Raw genomic sequence first — 25488 nt, 5'->3', positions numbered from 1 at the left:
CCGCCTGGAGCTGCTGATCCGAGGATCAGAAGTCCATGTCACCGCCCGGCATGCCGCCCGGAGCGGCCGCAGAGGCCTTCTCCGGCTTGTCGGCGATGACGGCCTCGGTGGTGAGGAAGAGCGCGGCGATGGACGCGGCGTTCTGCAGAGCGGAGCGCGTGACCTTCGCCGGGTCGATGATGCCCTCGGCGATCATGTCGACGTACTCGCCGGTCGCGGCGTTGAGGCCGTGACCGATCGGCAGGTTGCGCACCTTCTCGACGATGACGCCACCCTCGAGACCACCGTTGACGGCGATCTGCTTGAGCGGGGCCTCCAGCGCGAGCTTCACGGCGTTGGCGCCCGTGGCCTCGTCACCGGTCAGGTCGAGCTTCTCGAAGACGGCCGAGGCCTGGAGCAGAGCCACGCCACCACCGGCGACGATGCCCTCCTCGACGGCGGCCTTGGCGTTGCGCACCGCGTCCTCGATGCGGTGCTTGCGCTCCTTGAGCTCCACCTCGGTGGCGGCGCCGGCCTTGATGACGGCCACGCCGCCGGCCAGCTTCGCGAGGCGCTCCTGGAGCTTCTCGCGGTCGTAGTCCGAGTCGGAGTTCTCGATCTCGGCACGGATCTGCTTGACGCGACCCTGGACCTGGTCGCTGTCGCCGCCACCGTCGACGATGGTCGTCTCGTCCTTGGTGATGACGACCTTGCGGGCGGTGCCGAGCAGGTCGACGCCGGCGTTCTCCAGCTTGAGGCCGACCTCTTCGGAGATGACGGTGCCACCGGTGAGGATGGCGATGTCGCCGAGCATGGCCTTGCGGCGGTCACCGAAGCCCGGAGCCTTGACGGCGACGGACTTGAAGGTGCCACGGATCTTGTTGACGACCAGGGTCGACAGAGCCTCGCCCTCGACGTCCTCCGCGATGATCAGCAGGGGCTTGCCCGACTGCATGACCTTCTCGAGCAGCGGAAGGAGGTCCTTCACGTTGCTGATCTTGGAGTTGACGATCAGGATGTACGGGTCGTCGAACGACGACTCCATGCGCTCCATGTCGGTGGCGAAGTACGCCGAGATGTAGCCCTTGTCGAAGCGCATACCCTCGGTGAGCTCCAGCTCCAGACCGAAGGTCTGGGACTCCTCGACGGTGATGACGCCTTCCTTGCCGACCTTGTCCATAGCCTCGGCGATCTTGGCGCCGATCTCGGTGTCAGCAGCGGAGATGGAGGCCGTCGAAGCGATCTGCTCCTTGGTCTCCACGTCCTTCGCCTGCTCCAGGAGGGCGGCGGAGACGGCCTCGACGGCCTTCTCGATGCCACGCTTCAGAGCCATCGGGTTGGCACCCGCGGCGACGTTGCGCAGGCCCTCGCGGACGAGCGCCTGAGCGAGAACGGTGGCGGTGGTCGTACCGTCGCCGGCGACGTCGTCCGTCTTCTTGGCGACCTCCTTGACCAGCTCCGCACCGATCTTCTCGTACGGGTCCTCGAGCTCGATCTCCTTGGCGATGGAAACACCATCGTTGGTGATCGTGGGCGCGCCCCACTTCTTCTCGAGGACGACGTTACGGCCCTTGGGGCCGAGGGTGACCTTGACGGCGTCGGCGAGCTGGTTCATCCCGCGCTCGAGACCGCGCCGTGCCTCCTCGTCGAACGCGATGATCTTGGCCATGTGAAGTGGTCCTCCCGGACAGGGGTGGATTGCTCCGGACCGAGAGGCGCCCGCGACGGACGGCCAGCGTGCTCGGTGGTTCCTTGCCCCACCGGGCCTGCGGGCCTCACCGGCCCGGTCCAAGTTCTGTCACTCTCACCTGGAGAGTGCTAACGCCAATGATTAGCACTCGACCCCCTCGAGTGCAAGCGCCTTCGGCGGCGGCTCGCTGGGCGGAGGGGGCGCGGGGGCGCATGCGGACGCGCGTAGGGCCCGTCCCCCTGCGGAGGAACGGGCCCTACGTGCGTGAGTGGTGTCGTATCGGCCGACCGCGCCGAGCTCAGCCGACGGCGAGCTTGACCATGTCCGCCTGCGGCCCCTTCTGGCCCTGCGAGATCTCGAATTCAACTCGCTGACCCTCTTCGAGGGTGCGGTACCCGTCCATCTGGATCGCGCTGTAGTGGACGAAAACATCCGCACCACCGTCGACCGCGATGAAGCCGTACCCCTTCTCCGCGTTGAACCACTTGACGGTGCCCTGAGCCATGCCCAACTCCCCTATTACTGGCCCTTGCACGAGACCGCACTTCGCGGTCCCGGGTCAGAACTCACCCTCCGACAGGAGAGGGTGGCGTGCGCCGGAACGCGTCGACCGCGGCTGAATGTATCTGCCCAACTGCCCTCTGCAACAGGGCAATCGGACGAGAATTCTGGGCGCGCGGGAACACCCGGACAGGTATGAACAGGAGGATTCCTGGGCAAGTCGGGCCAGGCAAAGGCCACTTATGCCTCAAGAGACTCACGCACTTTGGCTGCTTCTTGTCGCGGCCGGGCGCATTCTCATATGCGGGCGGCACGGGCAGCGGCGGGGACTTCCCCAACTCTACCGCGCTCAACCATGCAGAATGGCCCCCTCCGCTTCTCTTGCGGAGAGGGCCATCGTGCTCACGCTGCGGAGTCGCCGGACACCCGGCCGGGGCCGTCACTCCCCGTCCGCGTCCGTGCCGGGGATCAGCCTCCGGCGACGGCCGGGATGATCGAGACGCCGGCACCGTCCGGCGTCACCGCGTCCAGGCCGCCCTCGAAGCGCACGTCGTCGTCGTTGACGTACACGTTGACGAAGCGGCGCAGCTTGCCCTGGTCGTCCAGGACGCGGGCGCCGATGCCCGGGTGGTTCTGCTCCAGCGACGCGATGACCTCGGAGAGGATCGCCCCCTCGGCCTGGACCTCGGCCTGACCGCCCGTGTAGGTGCGGAGGATGGTGGGGATGCGGACCTTGACGCTCATGTCGGTGCCTTCCTTCGGGTCTCGGGTGGTCAGTTGGCGGCGGCGAGGCCCGCGTCGCGGAACGCGTCCAGGCTGGGCCGGATCGTCGCCGACAGGCCGGTCGTCGGGGCGACCGCGTCCAGCGTCTTCAGTCCGTCACCGGTGTTCAGGACGACGGTGGTCAGGGACGGGTCCAGCAGGCCGGCCTCGATCAGCTTCTTCGTCACGCCGACCGTCACACCGCCCGCGGTCTCCGCGAAGATGCCCTCGGTGCGGGCCAGTAGCTTGATCGCGTCCACGATCTGCTCGTCGTCGACGTCCTCCACCGCGCCGCCGGTCCGGCGGGCGATGTCCAGCACGTACGGGCCGTCGGCCGGGTTCCCGATGGCCAGGGACTTCGCGATCGTCTTCGGCTTCTGCGGCCGCACCACGTCGTGGCCGGCCTTGAAGGCGGTGGAGACCGGGGAGCAGCCCTCGGCCTGGGCGCCGAAGATCTTGTACGGCTTGTCCTCGACGAGGCCGAGCTTGATCAGCTCCTGGAGACCCTTGTCGATCTTGGTGAGCTGCGAACCGGACGCGATCGGGATGACGAGCTGGTCGGGCAGCTTCCAGCCGAGCTGCTCGCAGATCTCGTACGCCAGGGTCTTGGACCCCTCGCCGTAGTACGGACGCAGGTTGACGTTGACGAAGCCCCAGCCCTCACCGAGCGGGTCGCCGATGAGCTCCGAGCAGAAGCGGTTGACGTCGTCGTAGTTGCCCTCGATGCCGACCAGCTCGCCGCCGTACACCGCGGCCATGACGACCTTGCCCTGCTCCAGGTCGTGCGGGATGAACACGCACGAGCGGAAACCGGCGCGGGCCGCGGCGGCACCGACCGCACCGGCGAGGTTGCCGGTGGAGGAGCAGGAGAGCGTGGTGAAGCCGAAGGCGCGGGCGGCCTCGACGGCGATCGCGACGACACGGTCCTTGAAGGAGTGCGTCGGGTTGCCGGAGTCGTCCTTGACGTAAAGGCCGCCGGTCACGCCCAGCTCGCGGGCGAGGTTGTCGGCCTTGACGAGCTTCGTGAAACCGGGGTTGATGTTGGGCTTGTCCGCGACGTCGGCGGGGACGGGGAGCAGCGGCGCGTAACGCCAGATGTTGTCCGGTCCCTCGGCGATGCGCTTCTTCAGCTCTTCGGGGGAGCCGCTCGGCAGGTCGTACGCCACTTCGAGCGGCCCGAAACAGGACGCGCAGGCGAAAAGGGGGCCGAGTTCGAAACGCTCACCGCATTCGCGGCAGGAAAGCGCTGCGGCGGGACCGAGATCCACGGCGGAAGAATTGGTGTTTGCTGCAACTGTCTGCACGGCCATGATGGCGGAGGCCCTTTCTCCTCATCTTCCTTGCGACGTATTTCGCCACAAGACGGAATTGGCACCTTCCCCACCGTGACCTCGCGGTCGGCAGGAGGGTTGCCGGGACTTCAACGGGCCGTTCCCTCAGTCCCTCTGGATGAGCGCTATGGCACCGGACCAGCGATCCGGGCGTTTATCGGCGGAGCCACCCCGACATGCGAGGGCCATCCGCGTTGTTCAAGACTGTAACCGAAGCACCGGTCGGCCGAGAGGGTCGTCCGAACCGCGAGATGGATCACACACAGGGAGTATCGACCGTGCTGGAAGAGGTGGAACGCTGGCTGACCAGGCGTTCCTGGTCGGCCGACGACCGCCCGCTCGACCGCCTCACGGCCGCGCGGGCGAGGGATCCGCGCCGCGCCCGCGTGAGCGTCGTCCTGCCCGCGCTGAACGAGGAGGCGACGGTCGGCGCCATCGTCACGGAGATCCGCCGCGAGCTGATGGAGAAGGTCCGGCTCGTCGACGAGCTGGTGGTGATCGACTCCGGTTCCACCGACGCCACGGCCGAGGTCGCGCGCCGCGCGGGCGCCCGGGTCGTCCACCGGGACTCCGTACTCCCCCGGATACCCGCCCTGCCCGGCAAGGGCGAGGTCCTGTGGCGCTCGCTGCTGGTGACGAGCGGCGAGATCGTCTGCTTCGTCGACGCCGACCTGAGGGACTTCTCGGCCGGTTTCGTGTCCGGCATCGTCGGCCCCCTGCTGACCGACCCCTCGGTGCAGTTCGTCAAGGCGATGTACGACCGCCCGCTCGGCGAGGCCGCGGGCCAGGGCGGACGCGTCACCGAACTCGTGGCCCGCCCGCTGCTCAACCTCCACTGGCCCCGGCTGGCCGGATTCGTGCAGCCGCTGGGCGGCGAGTACGCGGTGCGCCGTTCCCTGCTGGAACAGCTCCCCTTCCCGGTCGGCTACGGAGTGGAGCTGGGCCTGCTGGTCGACGCCCTGCACACGGTGGGCCTGGACGCGCTGGCCCAGGTCGACGTCGGTGTGCGCAGACACCGCCACCAGGACGGCCAGGCGCTCGGACGGATGGCGGCGGCGATCTACCGGACGGCGCAGCTGAGGCTGTCCCGGGGCCCGCTCGTGCGCCCCGAGATCACGCAGTTCGAGCGGGGGCCCGGCGGATTCGTCCCGCGCACCCACGCGGTGGACACGGAGGAGCGGCCGCCGATGCGGGAGATCGCGGAGTACGCCTCCCGGAACGCCGCCTGAGGGCTGTCCCGTGATCCGCCGGGGATTGCGGGACAGCCCTCAGCGGTTTCCGGCCACCGCCTCCGCGCTCCGGATCTCCCGCCGTTCCTCACGTTTGGCACCTTCCCCCACGGGCTAGGTTCGGGTACATGGTCTCCGAGCACGCTGCCCAGGTCCTCGTCGCGTCCAACCGCGGCCCGGTGTCGTACGCCCTGCGGGAGGACGGCACGCTCGACTCGAAGCGCGGTGGCGGCGGGCTCGTCTCCGGCCTCAGCGCCGTCGACGACAAGCTGTGGGTGTGCGCCGCTCTCGGTGACGGCGACCGGGAGGCGGTCCGCAGGGGCGTGTCCGAGCCCGGCGTGCGCATGCTCGACATCGACGCCGGGGTCCACGAGGACGCCTACAACGGCATCGCGAACTCCGTCCTCTGGTTCGTCCACCACATGATCTACCAGACGCCGGTGGAGCCCGTCTTCGACGCGGAGTTCCGCCGGCAGTGGGCGTCCTACGAGGCGTACAACCGGGCCTTCGCCGAGGCACTGGCCGAGGAGGCGGGCGAGGGCGCCGCGGTCCTCGTGCAGGACTACCACCTCTCGCTGGTCCCCGGCATGCTCCGCGAGCTGCGCCCCGACCTGCGGATCGGGCACTTCTCGCACACCCCCTGGGCCCCCGTCGACTACTTCCGCCTGCTGCCCGACGACATCGGCGAGCAGCTCCTCAAGGGCATCCTCGGCGCCGACCGCGCCGCTTTCCTGACGCGCCGCTGGGCGGACGCCTTCATCGGCTGCTGCACGGAGATCCTCGGCGGCACCGGGCGCACCCGGATCGGTGTGCACGGACTGGGGGCGGACGCGGACTTCCTGCGCCGCCGCTCCCGCGAGTCGGACGTGGACGACCGCATGGAGACGCTGCGGGAGCAGGTGGGCGCGGGCCGGCGCACCATCGTGCGCGTGGACCGGACCGAGCTCTCCAAGAACATCGTCCGCGGGCTCCACGCCTACCGGGCCCTGCTGGAGGAGCGCCCCGAGTGGCGCGAGCGGGTGGTGCACATCGCCTTCGCCTACCCCTCGCGGCAGGACCTCGCGGTGTACCGGGACTACACGGCCGAGGTCCAGCGGGTCGCCGACGCGATCAACGCGGACTTCGGCACGGAGGGCTGGACGCCGGTCCTGCTCCACGTCGACGACGACTTCGCCCGCTCGCTCGCCGCGTACCGGCTGGCCGACGTCGCCCTCGTCAACCCGATCCGCGACGGCATGAACCTGGTCGCCAAGGAGGTCCCCGTCGTCTCCGACGACGGCTGCGCGCTGGTCCTCTCCCGGGAGGCGGGCGCCTACGAGGAACTGGGCGAGGACGCCGTCGTGGTCAACCCGTACGACGTGTCGGCCACGGCGCGGGCGCTGCACGAGGCACTGACCATGGAGTCCGACGAGCGGTCGGCGCGCTCGAAGCGCCTCGCCGCCGCGGCGACCGCGCTGCCGCCGCAGCAGTGGTTCCTGGACCAGCTGGAGGCGCTGCGGGCCTGAACCTCCGCCGGGCCCGGCCGCGCTCGACCCCGGGGTCCGGGCCCGGCGGGCCCGGACCCCGTCGCGCAGGCGGCCCACGTCGCGCAGGCGGTCAGTCCCGGGCGGCCTGTCCGGCCAGGGCCCGCAGCAGACCCGCCACCGCCGCCGGGCCGGACACCAGCAGGTCGGCCCGCTCCGCGAGTTCGGGCACCTCCGAGCCGCTGCACACCAGCAGGCCCTGGACGCCTCCGGCCCTCAGCTTCTCCACGGCGGCGTAGGCGGCGAGGTCGCCCAGGTCGTCACCCGCGTAGAGGACGGTGTCCGCCCCCGTCTCCCGGACGAACTCCTCCAGCGCCACGCCCTTGTCCATGCCGGCGGGGCGCAGTTCCAGGACGAGGCGGCCGGGTTCGACGATCAGGCCGTGGCGGGCCGCGAGGCTGCTCAGCGGCGCACGCAGCGCCTCGAACGCGGCTTGCGGGTCCGTGGCGCGGCGGGTGTGGACCGCCACCGCGCGGCCCTTCTCCTCGATCCAGGTGCCCTCCCCGGCCCCGGCCTCCTCGATCACCCGGGGAAGTTCGGCGCGCACGGCCTCGACGCCGGGGTCGGGTGCGGGTGCGTGGACGCGGTCGTCGGCGGCGTCCCAGCGTTCGGCGCCGTAATGCCCGAGTACGACGAGGTGGTCGAGGCCGGGCGCCCCGGCGAAGCCTCCGAAGCGCACCGCCGTGCCGGCCGGGCGCCCGGTGATCACCGCGACGGCGGCGACCCGCGGCGCGAGCGCCGACAGGGCCGGGACGACGTCCGGATGGGCGCGGGACCGCTCGGGGTCCGGGACGATGTCGGCGAGCGTGCCGTCGAAGTCGAGCGCGATCACCGCGCGCCCGGGCCGGGCCAGCAGCGCGGCGAGGCCGTCACGGCCGGCCTGGGTGGACGGGGTCGGGAGGGGGTGGTCCTGAGTGCCCATGCGGCCGAGCGTAGCGGGCGGACCCCCCGGCCGCGCGGTCCCCCTCGGGGCCGCCCGCGCCGGAAGGCGACGCCCCCGCGGCCGCGCTCAGCGGCGGCCCCGCCTCGCGTCGCGGACCCGGCGGAGCCTGTTGACCGTCACCGGGTCCTCCGCCAGCGCGCGGCGGTCGTCCAGGAGCGCGTTCAGCAGTTGGTAGTAGCGGACCGGAGACATGTCGAGCTCTTCTCGGATGGCCCGCTCCTTCGCCCCGGGGCCGGGCCAGGAGCGCCGCTCCATGGCCAGCACCGCGCGCGCCTGGTCGGAGAGCGGGTCGGCGGTCATGTCGGCCAACCTACTCCGCGCTCTCCGCCTGCCGGGCCTTGGTCGCGATGTCCACGAGCACGGCCTCCGGGTTGGCGCCGGGCTCGACCGCGGTGCCGATCTCCTTCTTGATCGTCTCGCTGGCCTTCGCCCAGGACGTCTTGCCGAAGGGGGGCAGCTGCGAGTTCGGCAGTGCCTCCAGGAACGCGTGGAGCGGCTTGTGCTTGTCGTCGGCCTCCATCGCCTCGGAGGCGGTGCCGGTGACGGGCAGCAGGTCGTACTGGTCGGCGAACGCCAGCACGTTCTCGTCCTCGTAGGCGAAGTTGAGGAACTTGCCGATCGCGGCCCGGTTGCCGTGCTCCTTGAAGCCCATCATCCAGTCGGCCACGCCCATCGAGCCCTCGGTGGGGCCGTCGTTCCCCGGGAGGGGGACCATACCGACCTCGACGCCCTTCTTCTCGGCCTCCTGCATGAGCGTCGGGTGGCCGTTGAGCATGCCCACGTCGCCCTTGGTGAAGGCCTCGAAGGCCTGGGCCCGGTCCAGCTTGCCGGGCGACACGGGACCGGTGAGGCCCTTGTCGACGAGGTTGGACTTCAGCCACTTGAAGGTGGCTATGTTCGCCGGGGAGTCGATGTCGTAGTTGCCGACCTCGTCGGTGTAGCCGCCGCCCCCGCTGAGGAGCCACATCAGGGTCTCGGCCTGGGACTCCTCCTCGCCGAGGGGCAGCGCGAAGGGGTAACTCACCCCGCGCTGCTTGAGGGCCGCGGCGTCGTCGCGGATGTCGTCCCACGTCTGCGGGGCCGTGATGCCCGCCCGGGTGAACATCTTCTTGTTGTAGAAGAGCAGGCGGGTGCTGGCCACGAACGGCAGGCCGTAGAGCTTGTCGTCGACCTTGCCCGCGTCGGTGAGCGAGGGCAGGAAGTTGGCTCCCGTACGGATCGTGATCATCTCGTCGGCGGTGTAGAGCTTGCCCGCCTCGGCGTAGTCGGCGTAGGCGCCGATCTGCGCGATGTCGGGGGCGTCGCCCGCCTCGACCATCTCGGCGACCTTGCGGTCGACGTCCTTCCAGGAGTAGACGGCGACGTCGACCTTGATCCCGGGGTTCTTCTGCGTGAACTTCGCCGCGACGTCGTCCCAGTAGTGCTGGGAGCTGTTCTCCGCGCCGGTGCCGTAGTCGGCCGCGACCAGTTTCAGAGTGACGTCACCGCCCCCCGTGTCCGAACCGCATCCCGACAACGTCGCCGTCATGCCGAGTGCGGCAACCGCCGCGGTCAGACCCACAAAGCGCCGCTGCACAGCCTGTCCATCCCTACATTGGTTGCCGGGTCCACCGCACGAGCGGTGACCCGCGATCCTGCCTCAGGTCCGGCGTGGAGGTCTACACCACCCGGAGTATCGATTCGGCAATCTAGCAGGGCCGTTTTGTATGGATGGTCAACAAACCGCGCTAGTGGACTAGACCTTTTAGGGGTCGGCGGGCGAAACTGTCTTCCGTGAGACACGTCATCGCCCTCGATGTGGGCGGCACAGGAATGAAGGCCGCCCTGGTCGGGGCCGACGGCACGCTGCTCCACGAAGCACGCCGCGCGACCGGCAGGGAACGCGGCGCCGACGCCGTCGTGGAGACCATCCTCGGCTTCGCCGCGGACCTGTACGCCCACGGCCGCGAGCAGTTCGGCGAGGGTGCCGTCGCCGCCGGTGTCGCCGTGCCCGGCATCGTCGACGCGGAGCGCGGCATCGCCGTGTACGCCGCCAACCTCGGCTGGCGCGACGTGCCCCTGCGGAAGCTCCTCGGCGAGCGGCTCGGCCCGATTCCCGTGGCGCTCGGCCACGACGTCAGGACCGGCGGCCTCGCGGAGGGCCGGATCGGCGCGGGCCGGGGCGCCGACCGCTTCCTCTTCGTCCCCCTGGGCACCGGGATCGCCGGCGCCATCGGCATCGCCGGCACCATCGAGGCGGGCGCACACGGCTACGCCGGCGAGATCGGCCACGTCGTCGTCCGGCCGGACGGCCCGGACTGCGGTTGCGGACAGCGCGGCTGCCTGGAGACCCTCGCCTCCGCCTCGGCGGTGTCCAGGGCCTGGGCCGCCGCCTCCGGCGACCCCGACGCCGACGCCGCGGACTGCGCGAAGGCGGTGGCCTCGGGCGACCCCGCGGCCGTCGGCGTGTGGCAGGACGCCGTCGACGCGCTGGCCGCCGGACTGGTCACGGCACTCACTCTGCTGGACCCCCGCACGCTCATCATCGGTGGCGGTCTCGCCGAGGCAGGGGAAACCTTGTTCACACCACTGCGTGCGGCCGTCGAGGAACGGGTCACGTTCCAGAAGCTGCCCCACATCGTCCCGGCGGCCCTCGGGGACATCGCCGGATGCCTGGGCGCAGGGCTGCTCGCCTGGGATCTACTCTCCACGGAGGTTTCCGCCTGATGGCCGGACGCGCAGACAGCACAGTCCTCGCAGGGGCCCGGGTGGTACTGCCCACCGGGACCGTCGAGAACGGCCGGGTGATCGTCGAGGGCACCCGGATCGCCGGCAGCACGCCGGAGGGCGCCCGGACCGTCGACCTCACCGGCCACTGGCTGGTCCCCGGATTCGTGGACATCCACAACCACGGCGGCGGCGGCGCGTCCTTCGCGACCGGCTCGGCCGAGGACGTCCTGGCCGGGGTACGGGCGCACCGCGCACACGGCACGACGACCGTCGTGGCCTCCACCGTCACCGGCGAGATGGACTTCCTGGCCCGGCAGGCGGGCCTGCTCTCCGAACTGGTCGAACAGGGCGAGCTCGCCGGCATCCACTTCGAGGGTCCCTTCATCTCGCCGTGCCGCAAGGGCGCCCACAGCGAGGGACTGCTCCGCGACCCCGACCCGGCCGAGGTGCGCAAGCTGCTCGACGCGGCCCGCGGGACGGCCCGGATGGTCACCCTGGCCACCGAACTCCCCGGCGGCATCGAGTCCGTACGCCTGCTCGCCGAACACGGCGTGATCGCGGCCGTCGGCCACACCGACGCGTCGTACGAGCAGACCGTCGAGGCGATCGACGCCGGCGCCACCGTCGCCACGCACCTCTACAACGCGATGCCCGCCATCGGCCACCGCACGCCCGGTCCCGTCTCGGCCCTCCTGGAGGACGAGCGGGTCACCGTCGAGCTGATCAACGACGGCACCCACCTGCACCCGGCCGCCTTCGAACTCGCCTACCACCACGCGGGGGCGCACCGGGTCGCGCTGATCACCGACGCCATGGACGCGGCCGGTGCGGGCGACGGCCACTACGAGCTCGGCCCGCTCGCGGTCGAGGTCAGGGACGGGGTCGCCCGCCTCGTGGAGGGCGGGTCCATCGCGGGCTCCACCCTCACCCTGGACACCGCGTTCCGCAGGGCCGTCCGAATCGACCGGATCCCCGTCGAGGACGCCGTCCAGTCCATCTCCGCCACCCCGGCACGGCTTCTCGGCATGTACGACCGGATCGGCTCGCTGGAGCCGGGCAAGGACGCCGACCTGGTGGTCCTGGACGCGGACTTCGCGCTCAGGGGCGTCATGCGCCGCGGCGAGTGGATCGTCGACCCCCGCGAGGGATGACGGCCCGTCACCGGCCGACGGCGGGTTGAACACGTAACGAAGAGACGGCGGTTGTCCCGGAAACCTGGGACGGCCGCCGCCTCTTTGGCATGATCACCGAGGACAGCGCCGCGGGGGGACGGCGCACGGGCACGGACGACCAAGGAAGCGGGGGCCGGTACGGGTGATACTGACCGTCACGCTGAACACGGCACTCGACCTGACGTACGCCGTCCCCGCCCTCGTCCCGCACACCACCCACCGCGTCGGCGAGGTGACCGAGCGGCCCGGCGGCAAGGGCGTCAACGTCGCCCGGGTGCTCTCCTCACTCGGCCACGACGCCGTGGTCACCGGCTTCGCCGGAGGCTCCAACGGGACCGTGCTGCGCGAACTCCTCGGCGCCCTCCCGAACCGCCCCACCGACGCGCTCGTGACCGTCGCCGGGAACACCCGCCGCACACTCGCCGTCGTCGACCGCACCACCGGGGAAACCACCCAGCTCAACGAGCCGGGGCCGCACATCGGCTCCGACGAGTGGGCCGTCCTCCTGGGCACCTACCGCGATCTGCTGACCGGCGCCGACGCCGTCGCCCTCTGCGGCAGCCTCCCGCCCGGTATCCACGTCGGCGCGTACGCGGAGCTGATACGGCTCGCCCGCGCCGCGGGCGTACCCGTGCTCCTGGACACCGACGGGGAGCCCCTGCGGCGCGGCATCGCCGCCCGTCCCGACCTCGTCAAGCCCAACGCGGACGAACTGGCGCGGCTCACCGGGGCCCGCGAGCCCCTGCGCGCCACCCGCGACGCCCGCCGCCGCGGGGCGCGCAGCGTCGTCGCCTCGCTCGGTCCGGACGGCCTCCTCGCCGTGACCCCGGACGGCATCTGGCGCGCGGCACCGCCGTCAGCGGTGCGGGGCAACCCCACGGGTGCGGGCGACTCCGCCGTGGCCGGTCTGCTGTCCGCCCTCGCGGAAGGGCTGGGCTGGCGGGAGCGGCTGGGCCGGGCGGTGGCCCTGTCGACCGCGACGGTCATGGCCCCGGCGGCAGGCGAGTTCGACCGCGCCGCCTACGAGGACCTGCTGACCCGGGTCGCCGTCGAACCGCACGCCCCGGCCGCCTGACGCGCCGGGCGGGAGCCCGGGGGACGCGGTCCGGAAAGCACCACGTCCCGGTCATCGCCGTGCGACGACCGGGACGGTGGAACAGCTCCGCGGTGACTGACGAGCTCGTGCGCGGTCAGCTCTCGACGTGGCCCGACTTCAGCGACAGCTGGTCGAGGTTGGCGTCGCAGGAGTCACCCTCGTTGCACGAGAGCATCAGGGTGTTCGACCCCTTCTTCAGCTGGACGTAGGCGAACGTCGTCGTCCAGCCCTTCTCCAGGTCGCCCTCCGCCGCGTTCGCGAAGTTCTTCATGTTGATGGACCGGGGCGCCTCGTCGTTGACCGTCAGGGAGGTCTTCGCGTCCCTGCCGGGCACGCCGTAGGTCACGAACAGCGTGTACGCGCCCTTGTCGGGCACGTCCACCGTCCAGGTCGCCGACCGGCCGACCTCGTTGAGGCTGATGTACTGGCCGTTGGCACCCTTGGCACCCTTGACGGAGTTGTCCAGCGAGGCCGTGCCGCCCAGCGTCAGCGTCGCCGCGTCCTGCTTGGGCAGCTCGACGGGCTCCTTGGACGGCTTGTCGGACTTCTCCGGCTTCGGGGACTCCGACACCTCGCCGGCCGCACCCGTCGACGTGCCCGCCTGGTCCTTCTTCTTGTCGCTGTCGTCGCCCGTCATCAGCGCCGCGCCGATGCCGATGAGCACGACCGCGACCACGGCGACGGCCGCGATCAGCAGCGCCTTCGTGTTGGGACCGCCACGTCCGGGGCCGCCGCTCCTTCCGCCGCCGTGCGGTACCGACCCGTGCTGCGCGGTGACCGCGCCACCCGGGTAGGTCTCCGGCGCCGCGTACTGCGCGCTGGGCTGGCTGTACTGCTGGTTCGGCTGACCGCCGTACTGCTGGTTCGGCTGGCCGTACTGCTGGGGCTGCTGGCCGTACGCCTGCTGCGGCGGGACCTGCCCGTACTGGCGCTCGCCCACCGCCCGCACCTGGTTGTACGACGTTCTCGGCCTGCCGGGCTGTGCGGCAGGACCCGGGTAGCCGTAGCCGCCCTGCCCGGGCGGCTGTGCGCCCGCCGCCTGCCCGTCCGCGTACAGATAGCCGAACGGATCGTCGTCCTCGGGCTTGCTCGCGCCGTTGTTTCCGGCCGTCATCCCTGGGTCACTCCTCACCATGTCGCCAGCCGTCGCCGACCGGCCGAGCCTACCCCGAACGGAGCACACGTCGAATTGCCGTCGGCCGCACGGGAAAACCGGACGGGGTACGGGCACCGCAAGGGCGTGAACGTCAGCCGGCCCTGCGGTGAACCTTCGAACGGGACCGCTTCTCCATGTACATCCGCTGGTCCGCGGAGTGCAGGACCTCTTCCCCGGTCATGCCGCACTCGGCCCAGCCGATCCCGAAACTCGCCCCGACCCTGACGGCCCGGCCGTCCACCCGGATGGGCGGAATGATGGCGTTACGCAAGCGTACGGCCAGGTCCGCGGCATCCGCGGCCCCGAGACCGTCCGCGAGGACGACGAATTCGTCACCCCCGAGCCGCGCGACGGTGTCGCCGTCCCGCACGCAGGTCGTGAGGCGCCGGGCGACCTCGATGAGAACCGCGTCACCCGCGTGGTGCCCGAAGCGGTCGTTGATGGACTTGAATCCGTCGAGGTCGCAGAAGAGCACCGCGAGCCCCTTGGTCCCGTCGTCGCGCTCCGCGTCGGGTGCCACGGCGTGCACGTGGTGGTCGTAGGGGCCGACACCCGCCATCGTCTCGGGCTCGTACCCGTGCACCGGGGAGCCGCCGCCGTACGCCGCGTCGAGGGCCTCGACCGCACTGGAGGTGGCCGAGGAGTGAGGCCTCTCACACAGCCGCGCGGCGAGCCGTGAGCGCAGCTCCGCGCTGTTGGGCAGACCGGTCAGCGCGTCGTGCGAGGCCCGGTGCGCGAGGTGCAGCTCGTTGCGCTTGCGCTCCTCGATGTCCTCGACGTGCGTCAGCAGGAAGCGGGGCCCGTCGGTGGTGTCGGCGACGACCGAGTTGCGCAGCGAGACCCAGAGGTACGTGCCGTCCCTGCGGCCCAGACGCAGTTCGGCCCGCCCGCCCTCGGCGGACGTGCGGAGCAGGGTGCCGATGTCCTCGGGATGGACGAGGTCGGCGAAGGAGTAGCGGCGCAGGACGGACGCCGGGCGGCCCAGGAGGCGGCAGAGCGCGTCGTTGGTGCGCAGCAGCCTGCCGTGCTGGTCACCGCCCATCTCGGCGATCGCCATGCCGCTGGGCGCGTACTCGAAGGCCTGGCGGAAGGATTCCTCACTGGCCCGCAGCGCCTGCTGCTCGCGCTCCAGCCGGACGAGGGCGCGCTGCATGTTCGCCCGGAGGCGGGCGTTGCCGATCGCGATGGCGGCCTGGGAGGCGTACATCTGGAGGGCTTCCCGGCCCCAGGCTCCCGGGCGGCGGCCGTTGCGCGGCCCGTCGACGGATATGACCCCCAGGAGGTCCAGACCTCCGCCGGAGGCGTACATGGGAGCGTAGAGGCGGTCGAGGGGGTGCCACTCGTCCTCGAAGCGGGGCTCCGGCCCCTCGGTGTGCCATTGCGGCACGTCGTCGTCGAGGAGCACCCAGCCCTCGGTGTGGGGTATGAAACGGAGGTCGTCCCAGGCCTCACCCATCGACAGCCTGCGCTCCCACGACGCGCGGGAGCCGACGCGGCCGGTGATCAGGGCCTCGGCGGCGGTGTTGCCGGCGAACGCGGCGACCACGAGATCGCCGTCGGGGCGGACGAGGTTCACGCAGCCCAGTTCGTAGCCGAGCCCGGCGACGATGCCGTCGGCCACGCTCTGCAGCGTGTCCGCCAGGCTCCGCGCCGTGTTGAGATCAGCGACCGCCTGGTGCAGCTGCCGCATGGTCGCAAGACGGACGTACGGCTCCGACTCGGCCTCCATTGCTCGCACTCCCTGAGACCTCGACAGCAACTCCAGGTGTCATATCGACGTACTTATCGCAGTGTCACCGCCACTGAATCACAGTGAGCTGCGCACTCGGTACACAGGGTCAACAAATATTGCTCTCTGTGACTCAAGTCACAACACATGGTAAAGGCATCCCGCCCACGCCCTCCGGCACCCCCGACGCTCGCGGAACGCGCATCCGGGCGGACGGTCCCCGGTCCTAGGACCCGGCTGGTCCCCTGGCCCGATGCGGGAGCCCTTCCCGTGGCGTTAGCGTGCCCGGTGTGCTGCAGAAGACTCCCCCCACCCCACGTCCCGAGGCCGTCCCCCATCCTGAGGGGGTGAGCAACGACGAATTCCGCGCCGCCCTCTCCCGCCTGGCCGCCGGGGTGGTGCTCGTCACCGCCCAGGAACCGCCGCTCGACGAGCACGGCCGCGGCGAGGACGTCGGCATGACGGCGACCTCGTTCGTCTCGGTCTCCCTGGACCCGCCGCTGGTGATGGTGAGCCTGCGCAACGACTCGCGGATGGACGACCTGCTGGCCGAGCAGCCCCTGTGGTCGGTGTCGGTACTGGCGGAGAGCCAGCGGCAGATCGCGGGCCGGTTCGCCATGAAGGGCAGGATCAGCGACCGGCTGCTGTTCGCGGACCTGCCCTTCATACGGGGCGGGATCACGGGCGCGCCCCTGGTCTCCGGAGCGCTCGCCACCCTGGAGTGCCGCACCGAGCAGAGCGTGGTCGCCGGCGACCACACGCTGGTGATCGGCCGGGTGCTCACGGCGTCCCTGCCGAACGCGGACGCCGAGCCCCTCGCCTACTTCAAGGGCCGTTACCGCAAGCTGGGCTGACCGCCCGGCCTCCCCGGCCGGTCCGGGCGCACGGCCCGGCGCCTACCAGTCGCGGCCCGAGCGTCCGCGCTTCGTGTCGCCGCGCTGCTTCTTCTCCCGCAGGCGCCGCTCGTTGATCCCGCGCGGGATCTTCTTCTTGAGGCGCGGCTTGGGCGGCGGCGCGGTGGCCTCCGCCAGCAGAGCCGCCATCCGCACGGCGGCCGTCTCCCGGTTGCGCCACTGCGAGCGGTGCTCCGAGGCCCGTACGGACACCACCCCGCCCACCAGCCTGCCCGCGAGACGTTCGAGCGCGCGCGCCTTCCAGACCTCGGGCAGCGACTCGGTCGCGGCGAGGTCGAACCGGAGCTCCACCTGGGAGTCACTGGTGTTGACGTGCTGCCCGCCGGGCCCGGAGGACCGCGAGAAACGCCACATGAGCTCGGCCTCCGGGAGGGAGACCGAACCGCGGATGACATAGGGCCCGGACATGACACCCATGTTCCCCGGCCCGCGGCCCGTCCGTCACCTTGTTTTGCGAGCGTTCGGCCAGAAGTTCGGCAAAGAAAGTAAAGCGAGCAGGAACCTCGTGGTCTCTTGTCTGCGTTAGGACGGGTGACGGTAGCTTTCGTGATGGCACGAAAGCCCGCACACGACGAGGAAAGGGACTTCCCATGGCTGTAAGCCTGTCCAAGGGCGGCAACGTCTCGCTCACCAAGGAGGCCCCGGGCCTGACCGCCGTCACGGTCGGCCTCGGCTGGGACGTCCGCACCACCACCGGCACCGACTTCGACCTCGACGCCTCGGCGATCGCGGTCAACAACGCCGGCAAGGTCTACTCCGACGGCCACTTCGTCTTCTTCAACAACAAGGCGACGCCGGACCAGACCATCGTCCACACCGGTGACAACATCACGGGCCAGGGCGAGGGCGACGACGAGCAGATCAACGTCAACCTCGCGGGCCTCCCGGCGGACATCGACAAGATCGTGTTCCCCGTCTCCATCTACGACGCCGAGGCCCGCAGCCAGAACTTCGGCCAGGTGCGGAACGCCTTCATCCGCATCATCAACCAGGCCGGCGGCACCGAGATCGCCCGCTACGACCTGAGCGAGGACGCCGCCACGGAGACCGCCATGGTCTTCGGCGAGCTCTACCGCAACGGCGCCGAGTGGAAGTTCCGCGCGGTCGGCCAGGGCTACGCCTCGGGCCTGCGCGGCATCGCCCAGGACTTCGGCGTCAACCTCTGACGCACGGAATCCGCCCACCGGGAGCCCCCGTCCGAGCGCGTTCGGACGGGGGCTCCCGTGCGTCACATAGCGGACACACGCGCACTCCAGTCGGACAAGAAGTGGTCAAAAACTTGTGAGGTAATTGTCGGCGTCCCGTCAATTGCGTTCATTCGGTGGCACGCTCTCCGCTCGTAACCCCCACAGGAACGAGCAACGGAGAAGGCATGACCCCCCACATGAACACCCGTCGCGCCGCCGCCCTGGCCGCAGTTGCCGCGATGGTCGTCGTCGGCGTGCAGACCGGTACCGCCTCGGCCGGTCCCAACGCCGGTGACGGCAAGGCCTCTTCGTCCGGCGCCACCGCCCTCGGCGTGAACACCGCGGCGCTGCGCTCCACCGCCCTGCGCGCCGCACAGAGCGACGCACCGGCCGCCGCGGCAGCCCTCGGACTCGGCAGCCAGGAGAAGCTGATCGTCCGTGATGTCGTCAAGGACGCCCACGGCACCGTGCACACCCGCTACGAGCGCACCTACGCCGGGCTGCCGGTCCTCGGCGGCGATCTGATCACCCACACCGCCGCCGACGGAACGTCCAAGGGCGTGGACAAGGCCGCCGCGGCGCGCATATCCGTGCCGTCGACCCGGCCCGAGGTGAAGTCGGCGGCGAGCGCCCGCAAGGTCGTCTGGGCGCGCGGCGGCAAGCCGGTCCTCGCCTTCGAGTCCGTGCGGACGGGAGTACGGAAGGACGGCACACCCAGCAGGCTCCACATCATCACGGACGCCACGACCGGCAAGAAGCTGCACAGCTTCGAGGCCGTGGAGACCGGCACCGGCAACAGCCAGTACAGCGGTGAGGTGGCCCTCTCGACCACCAAGGGCGCCTCGGGCTTCGAGCTGACCGACGGTGAGCGCGGCGGCCACAAGACCTACGACCTCAACCAGGGCCAGGCCGGCACCGGCGCCCTCGTCACCGACGCCGACGACACCTGGGGCGACGGCACCGGCGACGACCGCCAGACCGCCGCCGTCGACGCCCACTACGGCGCGGCCAAGACCTGGGACTTCTACAAGTCCGAGCTCGGCCGCGACGGGATAGCCGGGGACGGCCGGGCCGCCTACTCCCGCGTCCACTTCGGCAACGCCTACGTCAACGCGTTCTGGGACGACAGCTGCTTCTGCATGACCTACGGCGACGGGGCCGACGACAAGAGCGCGCTCACCGCCATCGACGTCGCGGGCCACGAGATGAGCCACGGCCTGACCGCCGCCACCGCCAACCTCGAATACGCGGGCGAGTCGGGCGGTCTCAACGAGGCGACCAGCGACATCTTCGGCACCTCCGTCGAGTTCTTCGCCGACAACACCACCGACGCCGGGGACTACCTCATCGGCGAGAAGATCGACATCAACGGCGACGGAACCCCGCTGCGCTACATGGACAAGCCCAGCAAGGACGGCGGCTCGGCGGACTACTGGGACGCCGGCGTCGGGGACCTGGACGTGCACTACTCCTCGGGTGTCGCCAACCACTTCTTCTACCTGCTGGCCGAGGGCAGCGGCGCGAAGACCATCGGCGGCGTCGACTACGACTCCCCGACCTCCGACGGCTCGAAGGTCACCGGCATCGGCCGCCAGAAGGCCTACCAGATCTGGTACAAGGCGCTCTCCGTCTACATGACGTCGAGCACCGACTACGCCGGAGCCCGCGTCGCCACCGAGAAGGCGGCCACCGACCTGTTCGGGGCCGGCAGCACCGAACTCGCGGCCGTCGACGCCGCGTGGACCGGGGTCAACGTCAAGTAGTCCCACGCACGCCGGGTCACCCCCACGCACGGCACGGGAGCCGGTCAGCCTCGGGCGGGCCGGCTCCTGCCGTCGAGCCAGGTGTCCCAGATCTCCGTCAGGTCCCTGCCGGACGCCTCCTCGGCGTACGCGGTGAAGTCGGCGGTCGAGGCGTTGCCGTGCCGGTACTCCTCCAGCCAGCCCCTGACGAGACGGAAGAACGCCGGGTCGTCGTGCATCGCCCGGCGGATGCGGTGGACGACCATCGCGCCGCGTCCGTACACCGGAGGCCCGGACAGGTCGGCCGGGCCCGGCGGACGCGACGGCGGGAAGGCCCAGTTCGCCTCGTCGGCGTAGGCCTCGTCGAAACTCTCCTGGACGGTGGGGCCGGAGTGGTCCTCGCTCCACAGCCACTCCGCGTAGGTCGCGAAGCCCTCGTTGAGCCACATGTCGCGCCAGCTCGCGGGTGTGACGGAGTTCCCGAACCACTGGTGCGCCAGTTCGTGGACGAGCAGCACCGGGTCGGGCGGGCCGGGGAGGAACGGCCGGTTCTGCGTCTCCAGCGCGTACCCGGCGTCGTCGGGCCGGCCCACGATCGCCCCGGCCGACGAGAAGGGGTAGGGCCCGAACTTCTCCTCGCCCCACGCGACCATCTCGGGAATCCGGGCCAGCACGCGTGCGCTCGCCCCGGCGGAGCCGGGATCGACCGCCGTGACCACCGCGAGTCCGGTGCCGGTGACGGTCCGCCGCACCGTGAACCGGCCGACGGCGACGGTCGCGAGGTAGCTCGCCATGGGCTCCCGGGCCCGCCAGTGGTACGTGGTACTGCCCCCCGCCGTGCGGCGTGACGCCAACTCACCGTTGGAGACGGCGCTTCGCCCCTCGGGGACGGTGACCCGGATGTCGTACGACGCCTTGTCGCCCGGGTGGTGGTTGCCGGGGAACCAGGTCATGGAGCCGGCCGGTTCCCCGAGAGCCACCGCACCGTACGCGGTCCGCAGCCAGCCCTCCTCCGAGCCGTCCGCGTCGGTGACGGTGCGGGGCGGACCGGCGTAGCGCACCACCGTGCGGAACGTCCGGCCCGCGCGCAGCCGGTCCGCGACCTCGGCCGCCGGACGCAGCGTCAGTTCCCAGCCCGCCCGGTTCACCGCGGCCGGGCGCCCCTCGACCGTGGCCGAGCGGACGTCGAGCCCGGCGAGGTCCAGGTTGAACGCGCTGAGGTCCTGGGTGGCCCGGGCGGTGATCACCGCGGTGCCGCTGATCCGTCCCGCGCGGGCGTCCGTCGCGACCGACAGGTCGTAGTGCGTGACGTCGTACCCGCCGTTGCCGAGGCGGGGGAAGTACGGGTCGCGCACACCCGCCGCACCGGGCGTCCCCACGACCGCGCCCCGGCCGTCCGTGCACGCGGTGACCAGCACGACCGCCGCCAGCAGGAGGGCGGCGCCGGGCGCGGTACGCCGCGCGGGCACGGTTCGCTCGTCCACCCCGCGATCCTAGATACGCGCCGGGGGCCGCGGCTGCACCCGGGGCGCGCCGCGGGCCCCGGCGTCGTCGACGGGCCGTCCCGTGAAGCGACCGGCGACCGGCGAGCGGTACCGGCTACCGGCCGAGGGCCGCGACACCCGCCGCCGCGAACTTCTCGTCGAGGTCGCCGCTCGGTGCGCCGGCCACGCCGATGCCCGCCACCGGGGCGCCCTTGACCTGCACCGGCGTGCCACCGGCCAGGAACAGGGTGCCCGGGATGTCCTTGAGGTTCGGGGCCTGCTGCAGCCGCTTCACCAGCTCGGAGGTCGGCGCGTTCCAGGAGACCGCGGTGTACGCCTTCTTCACGGCGGACTCGGGGGACTGCGGACCGGCACCGTCCCCGCGCAGGGTGACGACCGTGTTGCCGTCACGGTCGACGACGGCGACCGACACGCGCTGGTTCTCCTTCTTCGCCGCGTCGAGGGCGGCCTGTGCCGCCTTCGTGGCGGCGGACACGGTCAGGTGGGTGGTCTGCTGAAGGTTCCGGTCGGCGGTGCCGGCCTGGACGGCCGCGGCCGGCGCGGCGGCGGGCGTCGAGGCGTTCGCGGACATCGCGCCGAAGGTCCCGGCACCGAGGGCGGCTGCGGCGACGGCACCGGTCAGGACTCGGGTGCGCAGCGACATCTTCTTCATGGGGGACTCCTCGGATCGTTTCGTCGGATCGTTCGCTCGGATCGATCGGCCCGGATCGAGCCTTTCTGCTTCCGTCATCGATCCTCCGGCCGGATCCGGGGCCGTACCGTCGGCGTACCGGGTGGAAGCGGGTGGCGCGTCGGCCGACCGCCCTGTCGGCCGATCGGTTGATGCGCGGGTGGCCCGGCGGGGTGACCATGGGGTGTCCGCGCAGGTCAGCGGCGGAGGCGACGGGACGACAGGTCCACGGGCCCGAGGGAGACGCGAGGTGCGAGGTGCGGCGGAACGGAACCGGACCGGACGCGGAGCGAACGGGTCCGGACCCGACGGACCCGGACCCGACGGACCCGAGCCTGCCGGACCCGGGCCGGACGGGTCCGGCCGGGAGCACCGTAACAGGCCCGGCGGCGGACGGCCCGGACGACCGCCGGCTGTCCCTGCTCATGCACGCCGCCTTCTTCCTGCTGCTCGGCGCCTCGCTCGCGCGTTTCCTGATGCGCCACCCCGGCGAGACCCGCACCCCGTGGATCATCGCCCTGTCGGCCGTGCTCGCCGCGCTGTACCTCCTCGGCCCGGTGCTCGGATCCCGCCCCACACCCCGCCGGCTGACGTGGCTCGGCGTCCTCGTGGCCGTCTGGATGGTCCTGGTCGTCCTCGCGCCCAGTTTCGCCTGGTGTGCCGTGCCGCTCTTCTACACGGGCCTGCGGATCCTGCCGCCACGGGCGGCCCTGGCGCTGGTCGCCCTCCTGACCGTGTTCGTCGTGGCCGCTCAGCTCCGGCTCGCCACCGGCTTCGACCCCAATCTCGTGCTGGCCCCGCCCGCGGTCGCAGCGGTCGCCACCGCCGTCTTCGTCCACATGCAGCGCCAGGCGGTGCGCCAGCGCGAGCTGATCGACGACCTGCTGCGCACACGCCGGGAACTGGCCGCCACCGAACGCCGGGAAGGGACCCTCGCCGAGCGGCAGCGGCTGTCCATGGAGATCCACGACACCCTGGCCCAGGGGCTCTCCAGTCAGCAGATGCTGCTCCAGGCCGCCGACCGGTCCTGGATCTCCGACCCCGCCACCGCGCGCCGGCACGTCCTGACGGCGACCGGCATCGCGGAACGCAACCTCGCCGAGGCCCGCCGCTTCGTGCACGACCTGGCTCCGGCCGACCTGGCGGAGGGAGGCGGTCTGGAGGCCGCCCTGCGGACCCTCGCCGACCGTGAGACCGCCCAGGCGCGCGGCCGCCTCACCGTCCGCTGCCATGTGGAGGGCGCCCCCGCCGCCGCCCTTCCCGACCGGGTGCAGTCGGCGCTGCTGCGGATCGCCCAGGGGGCCCTGGCGAACGTGACCGAGCACTCCGGGGCGAGCGTCGCCGCGCTGACCCTGACCCACCTGGACGACCGTGTGGTCCTCGACATCGCCGACGACGGCCGGGGCTTCGGCTCCGCGGAGGGTGCGCCCGACGGGGTGCGCGGACACGGGCTGCCCGCGATGCGTGCCCGGGTGCGGCAGCTCGGCGGGACACTGACCGTCGAGTCGGCACCGGGCGAGGGGACGGTCCTGTCGGCCGCCGTGCCCCTGCCCCACACCACCGCACACCCCGTCACGGAGGACCGCGCATGACCCCGCACGTACGGATCCTGCTCTGCGACGACCACGCCGTCGTGCGCGCCGGCCTGCTCGCCCTCCTCGGCGGTGAACCGGACATCGAGGTGGTGGGCGAGGCCGGCAGCGGCGAGGAGGCCGTCGCCCTCGCCGCCCGGCTCACCCCGGACGTGGTCCTCATGGACCTCCAGCTCGGGCCCGGCATCGACGGGGTCGAGGCGACCCGGCGCATCGCCGCCGCGAGCGGGACCGGTGGCACCGGTCCCGCCGTTCACGTCCTGGTCCTCACCACGTACGACACCGACGCCGACATCACCCGCGCCATCGAGGCGGGAGCCACCGGCTACCTGCTGAAGGCCGAGCGCCCGGAGGAACTGTTCGCCGCCATCCGCGCAGCCGCGCAGGGCCGCACGACGCTCTCGGCCCCCGTCGCCGGCCGCGTCATGGCCCGGATGCGCAGCCCCCGGCCCACCCTCACCGACCGCGAACTCGACATCCTCGGTCAGCTGTCCCAGGGGCTCGGCAACCGCGACATCGCCCGGGCCCTCTTCATCAGCGAGGCGACGGTCAAGACCCACCTGGGCCGGATCTACGAGAAGCTCGGCGTCGACACCCGCTCGGGCGCGGTCGCCGTCGCCAAGGAACAGCGGCTGCTCCGCTGAGGGCCCCGGTCCGCCGAGACTCCGGCCCGCCGAAGTCCCTGCTCCGCCGGGGACGGCCTGCCCGCCCCGACCGCGGAGGCCGCCCGGCGCGGGGCGTCCGTGCGGCATGACACCATCGAACCGTGCTCGACATCGGCTACTCCCTCTCCCGGCGTTTCCCGGACCCCCCGCAGACCGACTACCGCCGCGCGGACGTCCGGGCGCTGCGGCACGACCTGTTCTCCGGGGACGTCTACCTGGCCGACACCAAGGCCGACCGGGAACTGTCCACAGCCTGGGGATGGGTCCCCGTGCTCGACTTCGCCTGGGCACTCTGCGACATCGTCGAGCAGATCGACCGCGACCCCCGAGGCAACCGCTCGCACCGCCAGCAGTACGCCGAACTCGACTTCACCGAGTCCTCCGACCGCATGATGTTCGAGCGCCGCTTCGGCTGGGTCGACGTCGAGGCCGACTGGATGCCCGGCGACGAGCCCCCGCTGACCTTCAGCCACTCCCTGCTCCGCCGCGAGGCCCGCGACTTCCTCCACGACCTCGTCGCCGACCTGGCCGACATGCACGAGGGCCTCGCCGACAACCCCGTCGTCTGGGACCTGCAGGCCCGCTTCCCCCGCCTCTGAACGACCGGCGGGACGCGCGGACTCCGAGCCCCGCGCGGCGACCGGGGCTACGCCTCCACCCGCACCCCGATCTGGGCGGCGAACGCCGGGGCCAGCTCCATCAGCTGTGCCGGGCTGATCACCGCCCCCGCCAGCCGCTCGACGCCCCGCGCGATGTCCAGCTCCGCGACGGTGCGCAGATCGACGGACTCCATGCGTACGGCGGAGAAGTCCGCCCGCTTCAGCACGCAGTCGCGGAACTCCACCCGCACCAGCTGGGCCTCGCCGAAATCCGGCTCCGAGAGCACACAGCCCTCGAACACGACGTCCTTCAGCCGCGCCTTGCGCAGGTTCAGGTAGTCGATCTTCCCGCCGCGCACGAGCACCCGCTCCAGCACCGCGCCGTGCAGCTGCACCCCGCCGAGCCGCGCGTCCACGACCTCCACGTCCCGCAGCGACGCCCCCGCGAGATCGGTGCCCACGCCCCGCACGCCCGTCAGCACCGAGTCGATGAACCGGGCACGCACCAGCTCCGTCCGGTCCAGGGCGCAGCCGCGCAGCTCGCAGTCCATGAAGCGGGCACCGGGCCCCGCCGCGTCGGCGAGGTCGGTCCCCTCGAAACGCACCCCGTCGTAGTCCCCATCCGGCTCCAGTCCCGCGCCGTCGTACTCCACGAGCGGAGGCAGCCGCACCTCCGGCCGCCTCGCCTCCGCCACCCCGTCCTTCGCGCCCCTGCTCCTGTTGCCTGTACGTGCCATGCCCCCCATCGTGACGCACACCACTGACAACGCCCCCGGCGCGGTGTCACGGGACAG

Annotated in this window: 24 protein-coding genes and 1 riboswitch; of the genes, 11 read left to right on the top strand and 13 right to left on the bottom strand. The window is 71.6% G+C overall.

The features are described from left to right. Positions 1-25 precede the first annotated feature (25 nt). From groL to thrC, 4 genes are all read right to left on the bottom strand, one after another. Positions 26-1648 carry a chaperonin GroEL gene (groL, locus tag OHT61_RS18045; protein ID WP_329039707.1) on the bottom strand — a complete coding sequence of 541 codons (1623 nt, stop codon included), beginning with the start codon at positions 1646-1648 and terminating at the stop codon, positions 26-28. Between the two features lie 319 nt (positions 1649-1967). Beyond that, positions 1968-2174, bottom strand: a complete 207-nt coding sequence (locus OHT61_RS18040) for a cold-shock protein (protein ID WP_003967346.1) — start codon at positions 2172-2174, stop codon at positions 1968-1970. 464 nt (positions 2175-2638) lie between these two features. Further along, complete coding sequence (locus OHT61_RS18035; protein WP_329039703.1) at positions 2639-2914, bottom strand: MoaD/ThiS family protein; 276 nt, start codon at positions 2912-2914, stop codon at positions 2639-2641. A gap of 29 nt (positions 2915-2943) precedes the next feature. Beyond that, positions 2944-4242 (bottom strand): threonine synthase, encoded by a 1299-nt coding sequence (gene thrC, locus OHT61_RS18030; protein ID WP_329039701.1) that lies wholly within the window; start codon positions 4240-4242, stop codon positions 2944-2946. 18 nt (positions 4243-4260) lie between these two features. After that, positions 4261-4388, bottom strand: a riboswitch (SAM riboswitch). 153 nt (positions 4389-4541) lie between these two features. Here thrC and OHT61_RS18025 point away from each other — a divergent pair. Further along, on the top strand, positions 4542-5492 hold the full coding sequence (locus OHT61_RS18025) for a glucosyl-3-phosphoglycerate synthase (protein ID WP_329043306.1): 951 nt from the start codon (positions 4542-4544) through the stop codon (positions 5490-5492). Positions 5493-5620: 128 nt separating this feature from the next. Further along, entirely contained in the window at positions 5621-6997 is a 1377-nt protein-coding gene (locus tag OHT61_RS18020) for an alpha,alpha-trehalose-phosphate synthase (UDP-forming) (protein WP_329039699.1), read from the top strand. A 91-nt stretch (positions 6998-7088) separates the two neighbouring features. Here the strand turns inward: OHT61_RS18020 and otsB are convergent, their stop codons facing one another. The 3 genes from otsB to OHT61_RS18005 form a co-directional block, all read right to left on the bottom strand. After that, positions 7089-7937, bottom strand: a complete 849-nt coding sequence (gene otsB / locus OHT61_RS18015) for a trehalose-phosphatase (RefSeq protein ID WP_329039696.1) — start codon at positions 7935-7937, stop codon at positions 7089-7091. An 87-nt stretch (positions 7938-8024) separates the two neighbouring features. Beyond that, positions 8025-8258, bottom strand: coding sequence for a DUF3263 domain-containing protein (locus tag OHT61_RS18010; protein WP_327116123.1), 234 nt, complete (start codon positions 8256-8258; stop codon positions 8025-8027). A 10-nt stretch (positions 8259-8268) separates the two neighbouring features. After that, a complete protein-coding gene (locus tag OHT61_RS18005; protein WP_443049469.1) occupies positions 8269-9534 on the bottom strand; it encodes an ABC transporter substrate-binding protein in 1266 nt (421 codons plus the stop codon). A 197-nt stretch (positions 9535-9731) separates the two neighbouring features. Here OHT61_RS18005 and OHT61_RS18000 point away from each other — a divergent pair, with 197 nt between their 5' ends. The 3 genes from OHT61_RS18000 to OHT61_RS17990 all read left to right on the top strand — a co-directional run bounded on the left by OHT61_RS18000 (position 9732) and on the right by OHT61_RS17990 (position 12914). Continuing rightward, the gene (locus OHT61_RS18000) at positions 9732-10664 is read left to right on the top strand and encodes an ROK family protein (RefSeq protein ID WP_329039691.1); all 933 of its coding nucleotides are present in this window, start codon (positions 9732-9734) and stop codon (positions 10662-10664) included. Then, positions 10664-11818 (top strand): N-acetylglucosamine-6-phosphate deacetylase, encoded by a 1155-nt coding sequence (nagA, locus tag OHT61_RS17995; RefSeq protein ID WP_329039688.1) that lies wholly within the window; start codon positions 10664-10666, stop codon positions 11816-11818. The genes OHT61_RS18000 and nagA overlap by 1 nt, the downstream gene beginning before the upstream one ends. A 163-nt stretch (positions 11819-11981) precedes the next feature. Further along, positions 11982-12914 carry a 1-phosphofructokinase family hexose kinase gene (locus tag OHT61_RS17990; RefSeq protein ID WP_329039685.1) on the top strand — a complete coding sequence of 311 codons (933 nt, stop codon included), beginning with the start codon at positions 11982-11984 and terminating at the stop codon, positions 12912-12914. A gap of 115 nt (positions 12915-13029) precedes the next feature. Here the strand turns inward: OHT61_RS17990 and OHT61_RS17985 are convergent, their stop codons facing one another. Beyond that, positions 13030-14049: a carbohydrate-binding protein gene (locus tag OHT61_RS17985; RefSeq protein ID WP_329039684.1), complete on the bottom strand. Its 1020-nt coding sequence runs from the start codon at positions 14047-14049 to the stop codon at positions 13030-13032. Between the two features lie 133 nt (positions 14050-14182). Next, positions 14183-15820, bottom strand: a complete 1638-nt coding sequence (gene cdgB / locus OHT61_RS17980; protein ID WP_329039681.1) for a diguanylate cyclase CdgB — start codon at positions 15818-15820, stop codon at positions 14183-14185. Between the two features lie 347 nt (positions 15821-16167). On the opposite strand from cdgB, the gene OHT61_RS17975 reads away from it, so the two are divergent. Beyond that, positions 16168-16674 (top strand): flavin reductase family protein, encoded by a 507-nt coding sequence (locus OHT61_RS17975; protein WP_329039679.1) that lies wholly within the window; start codon positions 16168-16170, stop codon positions 16672-16674. 42 nt (positions 16675-16716) lie between these two features. On the opposite strand, the gene arfB is transcribed toward OHT61_RS17975, so the two are convergent. Continuing rightward, positions 16717-17151, bottom strand: a complete 435-nt coding sequence (arfB, locus tag OHT61_RS17970) for an alternative ribosome rescue aminoacyl-tRNA hydrolase ArfB (RefSeq protein WP_329039677.1) — start codon at positions 17149-17151, stop codon at positions 16717-16719. Positions 17152-17324: 173 nt separating this feature from the next. On the opposite strand from arfB, the gene OHT61_RS17965 reads away from it, so the two are divergent. Then, positions 17325-17900, top strand: a complete 576-nt coding sequence (locus tag OHT61_RS17965; protein WP_329039674.1) for a TerD family protein — start codon at positions 17325-17327, stop codon at positions 17898-17900. Positions 17901-18106: 206 nt separating this feature from the next. After that, positions 18107-19684 carry a M4 family metallopeptidase gene (locus OHT61_RS17960; RefSeq protein ID WP_329039671.1) on the top strand — a complete coding sequence of 526 codons (1578 nt, stop codon included), beginning with the start codon at positions 18107-18109 and terminating at the stop codon, positions 19682-19684. A gap of 44 nt (positions 19685-19728) precedes the next feature. On the opposite strand, the gene OHT61_RS17955 is transcribed toward OHT61_RS17960, so the two are convergent. Together OHT61_RS17955 and OHT61_RS17950 are read right to left on the bottom strand one after the other, a co-directional pair. Then, complete coding sequence (locus OHT61_RS17955; protein WP_329039668.1) at positions 19729-21147, bottom strand: M1 family metallopeptidase; 1419 nt, start codon at positions 21145-21147, stop codon at positions 19729-19731. A 115-nt stretch (positions 21148-21262) separates the two neighbouring features. Continuing rightward, the gene (locus OHT61_RS17950) at positions 21263-21820 is read right to left on the bottom strand and encodes a GlcG/HbpS family heme-binding protein (protein ID WP_329039665.1); all 558 of its coding nucleotides are present in this window, start codon (positions 21818-21820) and stop codon (positions 21263-21265) included. 353 nt (positions 21821-22173) lie between these two features. Between OHT61_RS17950 and OHT61_RS17945 the strand changes: the two genes are divergently transcribed. The 3 genes from OHT61_RS17945 to OHT61_RS17935 all read left to right on the top strand — a co-directional run bounded on the left by OHT61_RS17945 (position 22174) and on the right by OHT61_RS17935 (position 24694). Further along, positions 22174-23430: a sensor histidine kinase gene (locus OHT61_RS17945; protein ID WP_329043304.1), complete on the top strand. Its 1257-nt coding sequence runs from the start codon at positions 22174-22176 to the stop codon at positions 23428-23430. Then, positions 23427-24074: a response regulator transcription factor gene (locus tag OHT61_RS17940; protein WP_329039661.1), complete on the top strand. Its 648-nt coding sequence runs from the start codon at positions 23427-23429 to the stop codon at positions 24072-24074. The genes OHT61_RS17945 and OHT61_RS17940 overlap by 4 nt, the downstream gene beginning before the upstream one ends. Before the next feature lie 122 nt (positions 24075-24196). Next, on the top strand, positions 24197-24694 hold the full coding sequence (locus OHT61_RS17935; RefSeq protein ID WP_329039660.1) for a hypothetical protein: 498 nt from the start codon (positions 24197-24199) through the stop codon (positions 24692-24694). A gap of 47 nt (positions 24695-24741) precedes the next feature. On the opposite strand, the gene OHT61_RS17930 is transcribed toward OHT61_RS17935, so the two are convergent. Beyond that, the gene (locus OHT61_RS17930) at positions 24742-25440 is read right to left on the bottom strand and encodes a pentapeptide repeat-containing protein (protein ID WP_329039658.1); all 699 of its coding nucleotides are present in this window, start codon (positions 25438-25440) and stop codon (positions 24742-24744) included. Positions 25441-25488: the final 48 nt, after the last annotated feature.

It is taken from the genome of Streptomyces sp. NBC_00178, assembly GCF_036206005.1.
Classification (GTDB): domain Bacteria; phylum Actinomycetota; class Actinomycetes; order Streptomycetales; family Streptomycetaceae; genus Streptomyces.
This window is presented reverse-complemented; position numbering and strand designations above follow the sequence as displayed.